At 43.1% G+C, this 12,543-nt stretch carries 11 protein-coding genes; 9 read left to right on the top strand and 2 right to left on the bottom strand.

Annotation, left to right across the window (positions count from 1 at the left end; all coding sequences use genetic code 11):
• Positions 1–3: 3 nt before the first annotated feature.
• A complete protein-coding gene (locus TV75_RS21100; RefSeq protein WP_082051159.1) occupies positions 4–1,341 on the bottom strand; it encodes a YheC/YheD family endospore coat-associated protein in 1,338 nt (445 codons plus the stop codon).
• 131 nt (positions 1,342–1,472) lie between these two features.
• On the opposite strand from TV75_RS21100, the gene TV75_RS06490 reads away from it, so the two are divergent.
• The 6 genes from TV75_RS06490 (at position 1,473) to TV75_RS06465 (ending at position 8,543) form a co-directional block, all read left to right on the top strand.
• Positions 1,473–2,612, top strand: coding sequence for a DUF445 domain-containing protein (locus tag TV75_RS06490; RefSeq protein ID WP_052504438.1), 1,140 nt, complete (start codon positions 1,473–1,475; stop codon positions 2,610–2,612).
• A 95-nt stretch (positions 2,613–2,707) separates the two neighbouring features.
• Positions 2,708–3,061 (top strand): YlbF family regulator, encoded by a 354-nt coding sequence (locus TV75_RS06485; RefSeq protein WP_044337803.1) that lies wholly within the window; start codon positions 2,708–2,710, stop codon positions 3,059–3,061.
• A 190-nt stretch (positions 3,062–3,251) separates the two neighbouring features.
• On the top strand, positions 3,252–4,124 hold the full coding sequence (locus TV75_RS06480) for an HAD-IIB family hydrolase (RefSeq protein ID WP_367379300.1): 873 nt from the start codon (positions 3,252–3,254) through the stop codon (positions 4,122–4,124).
• 139 nt (positions 4,125–4,263) lie between these two features.
• Positions 4,264–5,760 carry a coproporphyrinogen III oxidase gene (locus tag TV75_RS06475; protein WP_044337802.1) on the top strand — a complete coding sequence of 499 codons (1,497 nt, stop codon included), beginning with the start codon at positions 4,264–4,266 and terminating at the stop codon, positions 5,758–5,760.
• A gap of 256 nt (positions 5,761–6,016) precedes the next feature.
• On the top strand, positions 6,017–7,630 hold the full coding sequence (locus tag TV75_RS06470; protein WP_044337801.1) for a long-chain fatty acid--CoA ligase: 1,614 nt from the start codon (positions 6,017–6,019) through the stop codon (positions 7,628–7,630).
• A gap of 118 nt (positions 7,631–7,748) precedes the next feature.
• Positions 7,749–8,543, top strand: coding sequence for an enoyl-CoA hydratase (locus TV75_RS06465; RefSeq protein ID WP_044338045.1), 795 nt, complete (start codon positions 7,749–7,751; stop codon positions 8,541–8,543).
• A 118-nt stretch (positions 8,544–8,661) separates the two neighbouring features.
• Here the strand turns inward: TV75_RS06465 and TV75_RS06460 are convergent, their stop codons facing one another.
• Positions 8,662–8,847, bottom strand: coding sequence for a YhzD family protein (locus TV75_RS06460; protein WP_044337800.1), 186 nt, complete (start codon positions 8,845–8,847; stop codon positions 8,662–8,664).
• Between the two features lie 186 nt (positions 8,848–9,033).
• On the opposite strand from TV75_RS06460, the gene TV75_RS06455 reads away from it, so the two are divergent.
• From TV75_RS06455 to TV75_RS06445, 3 genes are all read left to right on the top strand, one after another.
• Positions 9,034–9,933 carry an ABC transporter ATP-binding protein gene (locus TV75_RS06455; RefSeq protein ID WP_044337799.1) on the top strand — a complete coding sequence of 300 codons (900 nt, stop codon included), beginning with the start codon at positions 9,034–9,036 and terminating at the stop codon, positions 9,931–9,933.
• Positions 9,926–11,176 carry an ABC transporter permease gene (locus TV75_RS06450; protein WP_044337798.1) on the top strand — a complete coding sequence of 417 codons (1,251 nt, stop codon included), beginning with the start codon at positions 9,926–9,928 and terminating at the stop codon, positions 11,174–11,176. Before TV75_RS06455 ends, TV75_RS06450 begins: the two co-directional genes overlap by 8 nt.
• Positions 11,177–11,322: 146 nt before the next feature.
• Positions 11,323–12,531 carry a metallophosphoesterase family protein gene (locus TV75_RS06445; RefSeq protein ID WP_044337797.1) on the top strand — a complete coding sequence of 403 codons (1,209 nt, stop codon included), beginning with the start codon at positions 11,323–11,325 and terminating at the stop codon, positions 12,529–12,531.
• The last annotated feature ends 12 nt before the right edge of the window (positions 12,532–12,543 follow it).

The following is a 12,543-nucleotide window of genomic DNA, read 5'->3' as shown; positions in this document are numbered from 1 at the left end:
GTTTTAATCCTCCTTGTTCATCCATTTTGTGAAGCTATATTCATAGAGTGCTTTAACCGACGGACGGGTCCGGTCATTTTCCAGATACGTTCGTTTAGAAGGTTTGGAATTGACTTCGATGAGCCAAGGCTTCCCGCTTTCATCGATGCCGACATCAATGCCAAGCTCCGCGTAGTGGCCATCAACAGTCTCAGAAAGGAGCATGGCTGAAGTCGTACATAATTCCTTCATGGCAGTTAGAATCTCAACGCTTTTCTTATGTGGAAAAACAGTGTGCAAGATGGAAAGAGGTCTTTCAATGCTTCCCCCCTGATCGACGTTTGCCACGAATTGATCCTGTGATGCAACACGTGCAACAGAAGAGACGATCTCCCAGCTTTCTGTCCCATTGAGATGACATAGAAACCGAAAGTCCAATGGCTGACCTTTCACAGTAAGGAAAGGAATGGTTTCCTGAATGATATAAGAGGAAGGTCTACACCAGGACCTAATTTGTTTATAGAGAGCTGAGTAAGTTGGGAAAGTAAGTGGACTCTGAGAGGAGAATGAATTTTGGTACATGATAAATCCTTTATCTCTTTTTTGAATACGCATGATGTAACGTCCCTTGCTCCCGTTTATCCCTTTAACGAACACATCGTTATTCAAGGAAAGCATTTTCTCCAATGAATCGATTCCGTGCATTGTTTGGGGCAAGTGATGTGCTAGGGACGGGTTGTCTTTCAATGCATTGTAAACATCGTTTTTCGATAGAAAACCAGAATTGAAAACATGGATTTGGCGATCTTCAGAGCGGGTAAGGGCTTTTTTGTAGGAAGGGGTTCTTTCTACCTTCCGGGAATGACAACGATTGTAAATGACGTGAGGAGCAGGAAGCGTTGTGGACTGCCATTCTTGATCGAGATATGCGATCCCTTCAGGGAGGTCTCCAACAAAGGTTGAGAGTGGAAGCAGGTAAAAAAGTCCACCTTTTCGTTGAAACCAGCTCTGACACTCTGTAAAATATTCTTTTAAAGAGTGTGAATGTAATTCATTCAAAGAAAATTGGTTGATTAATAGGGCCACAACCGGTCCCATGTGAATGATGGCATTCCTTGAATCGATGAATATCCATATGTTTTCCAGATTTGGTATAGAAGAGAATAATGAATCGCTAGTATCTAACATAATCTGTAAAGAATCAGTCGAAGCCTCCTTACATGTAACAGTAAGAAGGGAGTTCCCACATTTCAACGTCATGCTCCGTTGAAAAGGGTATCGATTCATCATCTGCTTAGGGATGTATAAGTGATGATGATCATGAATATTTTTATGCGAACTAAATGAACATTTTATCTTCATCCGGCATTCCCCGTTTGCATAACCCGTAAGAATGATTCTATAATTATTTATTGGGCTAATGTTGATATAGCATTCTATGTAAACCCGGGCAAAATGTTCAAACTGGAGAAGTAGAAAAGGAAGGTGCAATCATGATGGATGCTTTCATCCTAATACTGTTCATGGTTTTGATTGGAGCCCTCATTGGAGGAGTCACCAATTCATTAGCCATTAAAATGTTATTCAGACCTTATAGGGCTTACTATATCGGGAAATTTAAAGTACCATTCACACCGGGGTTGATCCCAAAACGCCGGGGAGAATTGGCAGAACAACTTGGGAAAATGGTGGTCGAGCACTTAATCACTCCTGAAAGCCTTCAGAAAAAAGTGATGAACGAACATTTTCAAAAGGATGTAACCCATTGGCTGTCAGAAGAAATACAGCCTGTCTTCACATCGGACAAAACCGTGAATGAATGGCTGGACATCCTGCAAATCCCTGTCTCCTCAGAGCGAATTAATGGATGGCTTGAGGAGTGGGTAGCTGTAAAGGTGAAAGATACGAAGGCGTCCTACACATCTAAAAATCTTGAAGAGGCTCTTCCTGAAAAATGGCAGGAAAAAGTAGAAGAAAGTATTCCTAAGCTTGTTGACTTTATCGCAAACCGGGCGGAAGCCTATTTCACAAGCCCTGAAGGAAAGCTGAAAGTGAAAATAATGATTGACGATTTTCTGAAAGAACGGGGTATGCTTGGAAACATGCTGGGAATGTTCCTGGGTAACACATCGGTTGCTGACAAAGTACAACCTGAAATCGTAAAGTTCATCAAGCATGAGGGGACACAGGAAATCCTATTCAATCTGCTGACAAAAGAATGGTCCAAACTGAAACAAATGAAGCTGGGAGAATTTCTCGATCGATTACCGGAAGATGATCTGATTCAGACCTTCCAGGCATCCCTGATCAAACTCGTCAACATCGAAGGCCACCTATGTAAGCCGTTAAGACACTTTATTGAGCCACATAAGGATTCCTTCTTCAACCTCCAGCTCCCAAGATGGGTGGACAGAGGGACGGACCTCTTATCGAAGAAGATTCCGAACCTCATGGAGAAGATGCACCTGCAGCATATTGTGCAGGAGCAGGTTGAATCTTTTTCAGTTGGAAGATTGGAAGAATTGGTTCTCGGCATTTCCCGTCGTGAATTCAAGATGATCACCTACTTAGGGGCATTACTTGGAGGAGTGATCGGAATCGTTCAAGGGGTCATAGCCCTCTTTATCTCTTAATTCAGCATGGCCTAAGGGTCCTTCCTAGAATTTCACTCTATAGTTTGTTATAGTGGTGTAGGAAACATAGAGTGAAATTATAGGAGGTACGTATTTTGGCTATTAACTTATACGATCAAGCGAACGAATTGGAAAGTGCTTTGCGTCAAAGCGATGAATTTCTACAACTGAAAAAAATGTATGACGAAGTAAACAATGACGAATCTGCTAACAAGATGTTTGAAAACTTCAGAAACATTCAAATGAATCTTCAACAAAAACAAATGAGCGGTGAAGAAATCTCTCAAGAAGAAGTAGAGCAAGCTCAAAAGACAGCTCAACTTGTTCAACAACACGAAAAAATCGCAAAGCTTATGGAAGCTGAGCAACGCATGAGCATGGTCATCAATGACTTGAACAAAGTCATCATGAAGCCGCTTGAAGAACTTTACGGTTCAATGCAGAAATAATAGTGATGGACCGACTTCCTGATGGGGAGTCGGTCTTTTTTAAAGGTATAAAGATGCATAAAAGGTGGAATCGGGCACCGCTCCTCCGTGAATTCATAATTTCCGAATTACCTGACCCCCTTGTCATATTTGTCTCCCTTCATTCATAAAAGTAAAGAAAGGGAGTAGACAACATATAGGGGGGACACCAATGATGATCTATAGAATGTTAGCGTTAAATATTGATGGTACAATTGTAAATGAAAACGGAAAAATTGCGAAGGAAACAAAGGATGCAATTGAGTACGTCCAAGATAAAGGGGTACCGGTCACATTGGTTACAAGCAGGAGCTTTGCTTCAGCAAAAAAAGTAGCCAAAGCCCTAAAGCTCAAAACCCCGCTCGTCACACATAGTGGGGCCTATATCGCTGGTGAGCTCGAAAAACCGATGTATGTAAAGAAGATTGCCGAAGACATTACGTATGAAATTGCTCAATTCCTCGAAGGGTTCTCTAGTCAGGTACACCTTTCCCATGAGAAGCGCTCCATCGTTGGCAAAGCCAATTCCCAGGCAAGGGATATGGCGAAAATCTCTTGGCAAAGAGAGTCCAAATTACTGTATAGTAAGCAATTTGTGGACCGTGTGAGTGATTATCTCTTAGAGAATCCAATGTCGGTTCCGAAGATATCGGTGGTCATGGAGCACCGGGAAGATGTGTGGGACGTTGTCGCATCTTTAAAAGGGATGTATGAAGAGGTGGACGCCATTCCGACATCTGACTATAAGCTGGATATCGTACCAAGGGGCGTATCGAAGCTACGGGGGCTGATGTATCTGTCTGAGCGCCTTGGAGTGAAGAAGGATCAAATCGTGATGGTCGGATCGGGGCTGGATGACATCGATTCCTTGGAATGCTGCGGTCTTGGTGTTGCTATGGGAGACGCCCCAAGACAGGTAAGAGAAGCAGCGAACTGGATTACACGCAGCCAAAGCGAAAAAGGCATCCCGTACTTTGTAACAGAACTATTCCGGAAGCAGCACCCCATCCCATTCCTGAAAAAAATGAACATCATTAAATCCTGAAAAGCAACACCCCGCACTTCCATGAGGAAATGCGGGGTGTTGTTTTTATATGAGTTGAGCCCGCCGGCCATTGACCATTCCCCCCCCCTTTCTGTACACTTATAAAAGCTTATTAGATTTTGGAAAAGGTGATTAGAACGTGAATGTTTTGATAAAAGGGATCGAGGATGAGCGTTTCGAGCGCCCTCTGAGATTGATTGCGAATTTATTTTTTGAAGAATCCGTGATTCACTTTGGTGTTTGTGAAGGCGCTGATCTTCAAGTCCATATAGAGCTTTCGATAGAAGAAAAGATTAGAGCAGAAGCGTTATTAACAAAACCGTTCTCTGAACAATCATACACTGCCAAGTATGAACATGATTGGGCAACGTATGAAAATGAGAAAGAACGATTCAAACAGTTGAAAACTGCCGTATCCCATGTGTATTTAAATGTACTTCAAGACTTGACGGGAATCAGGCAAAAGTGGGGGATTTTAACGGGAATCCGACCAACCAAGCTCCTGCATAAGCAGACGCAGTTGGGAGTGCCCCAGGAAGAAATTCATTCGAAATTGAAGGAAGAATACCTCATTACCGATGAAAAAATTCAGCTGATGCAAAATATAGTAGACCGACAGTTATCTGTTGTACCAGACCTCTATGATCTGCAGCATGAAGTAAGCATTTATATCGGAATCCCATTTTGTCCGACCAAATGCGCCTATTGCACTTTCCCGGCATATGCCATTCTTGGCAAACAAGGACGGGTCGATTCCTTCCTGGCCGGACTTCACTACGAAATCCAGGAAATGGGACGCTGGCTGAAGAAGAACAACGTCAAGATTACGACTATTTATTACGGTGGCGGTACACCGACGTCCATCACCGCAGAAGAAATGGATGCCTTATACGAAGAAATGTATCGCTCCTTCCCCGATGTGGACAAGGTAAGGGAAGTGACAGTGGAAGCGGGGAGACCCGATACGATCTCCACTGATAAACTTGAGGTACTCAATAAATGGAATATCGATCGCATTTCCATCAACCCTCAGTCGTACACTCAGGAAACACTAAAAGCGATCGGCCGTCATCATACAGTGGCAGAGACAATTGATAAATTTCACTTATCCCGCGACATGGGAATGAACAACATCAATATGGATCTGATTATCGGCCTTCCCGGTGAAGAACTTCCGGAGCTTCAGCATTCTTTGGATGAAACCGAGAAACTCATGCCGGAATCGTTGACTGTCCACACTCTTTCCTTTAAACGTGCTTCTGAAATGACGAAGAACAAAGACAAGTACAAGGTGGCAGACCGGTTCGAAATCGATAAGATGATGAATCGAGCTGAAGAGTGGACAAAGGAGCATGGTTACGAGCCATACTATTTGTACCGTCAGAAGAACATTCTCGGGAACCTGGAAAATGTCGGTTACGCCCTGCCCGGACAGGATAGCATTTATAACATCATGATCATGGAAGAAGTACAGACGATAATCGGAATAGGATGTGGAGCGGCAAGTAAATTTATCGATCCGAAGACAGGAAAGATCACTCACTTTGCCAATCCGAAAGAGCCTAACGCCTATAACCTTGGCTTTAAAGAGTATACAGAAAAGAAGATAAAGATTCTTGATGATTTGTTTTCATAAAAAAACACGCTGTTCGGGAGAAGATCCTGCACAGCGTGTTTTTTGTCTGATCATGTGCAACCACAAGAATTTGTACATTACATAAGTCACCATATCATCAACTCATAGCTGGTTGTAACAAAAGATAAAACGTCAATTATCGGAATTTTTCAACATTACATAAAGGATTAATCGTAAAAAGGTAGAATTACTTAAAATAGACATAAATATCAGACATTTTTGTAAACGCTTACCGAATTGAGGGGAGAGATCGAATATGATGCAAACACCTCTGCTTCTGACACAAATGATTGAACGAGCTGAAAAGTATTTTCCTAAGAAAGAAATTGTTTCACGTACGGAGTCCGGAATTAACCGCTTTACCTATAAACAGTGGGGGGAAAGGACACGCAGACTTGCAAGCTCCCTTTCTAAACTTGGGGTAGAAGAAGGGGATAAGGTCGGTACACTGGCTTGGAATCATCACCGGCATCTTGAAGCGTACTTTGCCATTCCATGTAGTGGTGCCGTACTACATACGATCAATATCCGCTTATCACCTCAGCACATCGTATATATAATCAATCACGCCAAGGACCAGGTATTGCTCATCGACTCAGACATCGTACCGCTCATTGAAAAAATCCAAGACCAGATACCGACCGTCAAAGCGTTCATTGTAATGACGGATGGAGACTTGCCGGAAACCACTTTGGAACCAGTTTATCATTATGAAAGGTTGCTTGAGGAAGGCGACCCTTCTTTCCAATTCAGGACTGACATCGATGAAAATGCTCCTGCCGGGATGTGTTACACCTCAGCCACGACCGGAAATCCTAAAGGGGTCATTTATTCTCATCGTGGAATCGTCCTGCATGCCATGGCGCTGGGGCTTGCTGATACGACTGGTGTCTGTGAAAGAGACGTGGCCCTCCCCGTCGTACCGATGTTCCATGTAAATGCATGGGGACTTCCGTTCGCATCGGTTTGGTTTGGAACGAAGCAGGTACTTCCTGGACCATACTTCACTCCTGGATTGCTGGCTAAGTTAATGCAGGATGAGGAGGTAACCATCTCTGCTGGTGTACCGACGATTTGGCTTGGGCTGCTCAATGAACTGGAGAAAAATGATTATGATCTTTCAAGCCTTCGTTCCGTTTTATGTGGGGGATCAGCTGCTCCTAAAGGAATGATCAGGACCTTTGAAGAAAAATTCGGGATTCCGTTCATGCATGCATATGGAATGACAGAAACAAGTCCACTTGCTGTGATTGCAGCATCGAAAAGCTATCATGATGCCCTATCTGCTGAAGAAAAGCTTGATTTGAAAGCAAAGCAAGGGATCCTCGTCCCTGGATTAGACATGAAAATCGTCGGGAAAGACGGGGAAGTGGCTTGGGATGGAAAGGAAATGGGAGAGCTTGCCCTAAGAGGACCATGGATTGCTTCTGAATACTATGAGGATGAAAGAACAGAGGAAGCATTCCGTGATGGCTGGCTGTATACAGGTGATGTCGTCACCATCGATGAAGAGGGCTACATTAAAATCGTTGACCGCACAAAGGACTTGATCAAATCAGGTGGAGAATGGATTTCTTCTGTAGACATTGAAAATGCTCTCATGGCACATGAACATATATTCGAAGCAGCGGTAGTTGCAGTTCCCCATGAAGAATGGCAGGAACGCCCGATCGCTTGTGTGGTGTTAAAGGACTCGGGAAAAGGAAATGTGTCCAAAGAAGAAATCATGGACTTTCTGAAACCTCAGTTTGCCAAATGGTGGCTGCCGGATGAAATCCTGTTCCTTGATGAGATTCCCAAAACGTCTGTAGGGAAATTTTTGAAGAGAGCCTTGAGGGATCAAGTGCAGGATAAAATGAAACAAATATAACTCGTAAGAGAGAGGTCGATCCGAAGTCGATCTCTCCTTTGAATTATTGTACTATTCAAAATAATAATTCCTAAAAATAGGATATTACGCTATGCTAGAAGAAAGGGGAGGGATTTTTTTGACAGTGTCAAATCAATACGAAACAGTAAAATTACATAAGAAAGGTAAGGTGGCAAGGCTACAGCTGAACCGTCCTCAATCACTGAATGCGTTGGATGCAGGGCTTATGGGAGAGCTCCTGGCTGCATTAAAAGAAGTGAAAAATGACCCATCTATTTCTTTATTGGTCCTGACAGGGGAAGGAAAGGGGTTTTCTTCTGGAGGAGATATCAAATCCATGCTTTCATTAAGCGGAGAAGAACAGTTCTCAAGTATTATGGATACCATCAGTGAACTGGTGATGACGCTATACACCATGCCTAAAATAGTTTTGACAGGTATACATGGTGCTGCTGCAGGTCTTGGGTTCAGCCTGGCGCTTTGCTCTGATTATATTTTGTGTGAAGAAGACAGCAAGCTCGCCATGAACTTTATCGGCATCGCACTGATTCCGGATGGAGGAAGTCACTTTCTTCTTCAGGAACGCCTGGGAACGCACAAAGCAAAACGAATGATATGGAACGGTAAAGTATTTGAAGGACAAGAAGCCCTTATGAAAGGACTTGTCGATGAAGCGATACCTTCGGGTAAACTGGAGGAGGGCATCGAGCGCTACACGAAGCAAGTATTAAGTGCACCGACAAAAGCGATGCTGAAAACGAAAGAAGTGTATGTCACATTAAACAAAGACAGGCTTCAACGTGCGCTTGATCTTGAAAAAGAGGGTCAATGGCTCATGCGTCAAACCTCCGATCACCAGGAAGGCATTCGTGCATTTGTGGAAAAAAGAAGACCTGAATTCAAGGGGGAATAGTGGTTAACGAGAACTGACCTGATGGAGGTTGGTTCTTTTTTGTTCAATGAATCTCCCCCATATAACAAAAGATGCATCACAAGCCACTCGAGGTGACCCGTAATGCAGGATGTAAGTCTTACACATGGAACAACAATAGTTTCCCCAGAGGAGAAGTACAGCGGTGAGTATGATCGGCATACCCCTTTTCCTCTAACATGGATTCTCCCATTTTCTTTGCATCGCTATCGGATGAAGCTTCGAAGGATTCATCCAGAATCTTTTTTCCGTCTTTTTCAAAGACTGTCAGTTTGTAGACCTTCATCGTATTTTACCCCTTTGTATAGAATTCATTTACTCTTTTATTTTTTCATATTATCATTTTTTTGGAAAGTCTAAATAATTTGATAATGAAAAAGAATTGGGAAATGAAACCTTTTGTGGATGAAATCGTAGAGTACTAGAGAGAAAAAAAGATGCTTGTTTACGGGTATAGGAGGGGAATGCTGAAATGAGTTTGAATATACAACAGGTAACCAAAAGGTTTGGACAATTTACAGCAGTTGATCAGCTGTCACTGGACATCCCATCAGGTGAAATGTTTGGGTTCCTGGGCGCGAATGGGGCCGGGAAGACGACGACATTTCGAATGGTGTTAGGGTTGATAGATGCTTCGGAAGGGCAGATTACGTGGAAAGGGAAAAAGATCGATTATTCCACAAGTCCGGAAATTGGATATTTGCCTGAAGAGAGAGGGCTTTATCCTAAAATGAAGGTAAGTGATCAAATCGTCTATCTGGCACGTCTTCGTGGGATGGAGAAAAAGACTATCATGGAAGAACTGAATTACTGGCTGGATCGATTCAATGTTCCTCAAAACGTCAACAAGAAAGTTGAAGAACTTTCAAAAGGAAATCAGCAAAAGATTCAGTTTATCGCATCGGTCATTCATAAGCCCAGTTTACTGATTCTTGACGAACCTTTCAGCGGTCTGGATCCGGTTAATGTTGAATTATTAAAGGATGCGGTCAGGGAAATCAAGAATAATGGAACCACAATCGTTTTCTCCAGCCACCGCATGGAGCATGTAGAGGAGCTCTGTGAAAGCCTGTGCATCATGCATAAAGGACGTCCCGTGGTGCATGGTGGCTTGAAGGAGATCAAGCGTTCCTTTGGGAAGAAGAATGTAGTGATTCACTCCGATTTTGATCTTCTATATCTAAAGGATATGAAAGGCGTGACAAAGCTGAAAGAAACAACAGAAGGAGTTCTTCTTCAGGTCGAGTCTGAGGATGCTGCTCAAAGTGTATTTCATGACGTTGTTCAAAAGGGATTCCTTCGTAAGTTCGAATTAGAAGAACCGTCCCTGAACGATATCTTCATAGAAAAGGTGGGGACTTCTTATGAATAATTTCTTCTTGATTCTTAGTCACTCTTATTTATCAAAGCTTAAGGCAAAATCTTTTATCATATCCACCGTCATTATAGCAGCTGTCCTCGTATTACTGGCCAATTTTGATAGTATCATCTCGAACTTCAGTAATGATGACACGAGTATAATAGCGGTTCAGGACGAGTCGGGCAACCTGTATGACCCCCTTGTGCAGCAGATGAAGATCACAAATAGCGAGATCGAGCTGGAACCTGCCACTCAATCGATGGGAGAAATCGAAAAGAAAATAGAATCTGAAGAATTAAAAGGATTACTCATTTTAAGTGAAAGCCCTGAAGGTCTTCCGCAAGCTCTGTATAAATCCAATTCATTATCAGAGTCCAATGTGAGCGGGGAATTACAAGTCGCCCTGCAAAATGTGAAGTCTTCACTGGCTGCAAGTAAACTGGAGCTTTCAGGTGATGAACTGGTCCTGTTAAGCGGTCCTGTTCCCTTTGAAAAGGAAGCCCTTGTCGAAGGAGCCAAGTCTGAAGAAGAACTGAGCCAGGCGAGGGGCATTGTCTATGTCCTATTGTTCTTTATTTATTTCTCTGTCATTGCTTACGCTAACATGACGGCCATGGAGGTCGCGACGGAAAAAAGCTCCAGAGTGATGGAAATCCTTATATCAAGTGTGTCTCCAGTAAAACAAATGTTTGCCAAGATCATTGGAATCGGTCTCGCCGGCTTGACTCAATTAGCGGTTATCCTGGCAGTAGGCTATTTTACTATGATTCGAAAGAAGGATGAACTAGTAGGTGGATTTTTTGAAGGGTTCGGATTTGAATCTCTGTCCGCGAGTGTCGTTATTTACGCGATCATCTTCTTCTTATTAGGATATTTCCTGTATGCGACCCTTGCAGCATTACTGGGATCCCTTGTCAGTAGAATTGAAGATGTGCAGCAGATGATCATGCCGATGACCTTCCTGATCATGATCGGATTCTTTATTTCCATGTTCGGTCTTGGAAATCCGGAAGCGGGCTTTGTCACGATTACTTCTTATATCCCGTTTTTTACTCCAATGGTGATGTTCCTGCGCGTAGGGATGCTGAATCTTCCGGTGTATGAACCGGTCATCGGCATTGTGGTCCTTCTTGCTACGATCATTATTCTCGGGGTATTTGGGGCACGTGTGTATCGTGGAGGAGTGCTTCTTTATGGAAAGTCCAATTCCTATAAAGATATTAAGAAAGCAATAGATTTAACATCCAAAAAATAATCTGAAACGAAAGGCTGTCTCCGTGCCCGGGGCAGCCTTTTTCTGTTAATCGTGCAAATTGTGAATACATACTGAAATTATCCCCCGTTTTAGGATATAATGAAAGAATATCAGAACGTATATTCGTAGTGCGGGGAGGGAACTTCATGGATAAAATCCGTTTTTTTCATGTGGCAGATCTACATCTGGATAGTCCATTTATTGGACTTAAACATTTACCGAAAGAAGTGTTTGAACGTATTCATAATAGTACCTTTGCTTCTTTTGAAAGAGTGGTAAAGGAAGCGATTCATAGACAAATTGACTTTATGATCATAAGCGGGGATCTATTTGACGAAGAAGATAGAAGTATTCGGGCGCAAGCTAAATTATTGAAGCAATATAATCTGTTGCACTCAAATAATATCCCCGTATATGTCGTGCATGGCAATCATGATCATCTGGGAAGCTATCGATTAGAGCTCGATATGCCGGAGAATATACATATTTTTAACGAGGATACCGAAGTGAAGCAAGTTACCACGCAAAGTGGAGAACCCGTAGATATTGTGGGATTTAGCTATGGTACCAGACATATTAGAAATCGAAGAATAGAAGGCTTTCCTAAACGATCCGAAGACCGCTATACAATCGGTATCCTTCACGGGAGCGAGGGAAGTGTCCACTCTTCTCATGAAACATACGCCCCTTTTACTGTCAGTGAACTCTTGGAGAAGAATTACCACTACTGGGCCCTGGGGCATATTCATGAGCGACGGATCCTACATGAAAATCCTTTTATCGTCTATCCAGGAAACATCCAGGGAAGGCACAGGAAAGAAACCGGGATGAAGGGATGTTATGAAGTTGAGCTTGATCAGCACCATACGAAATTAACGTTCATTCCGACTCACGACATGTTGTGGAAGACTTGTACAGTATCCCTCAAAGGCGTCAATCGCTTTGGAGAAGTGTTTCAACGTATCCAGCAAGCCCTGGAACCCTTGAACGAGGGGGATATGTTAATAGAGATCCTCCTGACCGATGATGATTCGCTTCCCCGGGACATGGCAGGGAAAATAGAAAATGGTGATCTGTTGGAAGCATTGCAGTCAGATTATGAACGTCAACAGGGGGTGAAGTGGGTTCATTCAATAAGGTGGGATCGAACACAAGCGAGTCGGGGCATTGAACGGGATCCGTTTACACAGGAAGTCATGGCGACGTTAAATGGCATGAATGAAGAAGAGTGGGAGGATGCTCTGTCAGAGCTGTATGAGCACCCTTCTATTTACCGCTTCCTGGATCCCCTAGGGGAAGATGAGAAGAAATCTTTAATAGGAGAAACAGAGCACTTGTTACAAAATAAAGGCTGAACGTGGAGGTGG

The sequence above is a fragment of the Rossellomorea aquimaris genome (assembly GCF_000935355.1).
Taxonomy (GTDB): domain Bacteria; phylum Bacillota; class Bacilli; order Bacillales; family Bacillaceae_B; genus Rossellomorea; species Rossellomorea aquimaris_B.
This window is presented reverse-complemented; position numbering and strand designations above follow the sequence as displayed.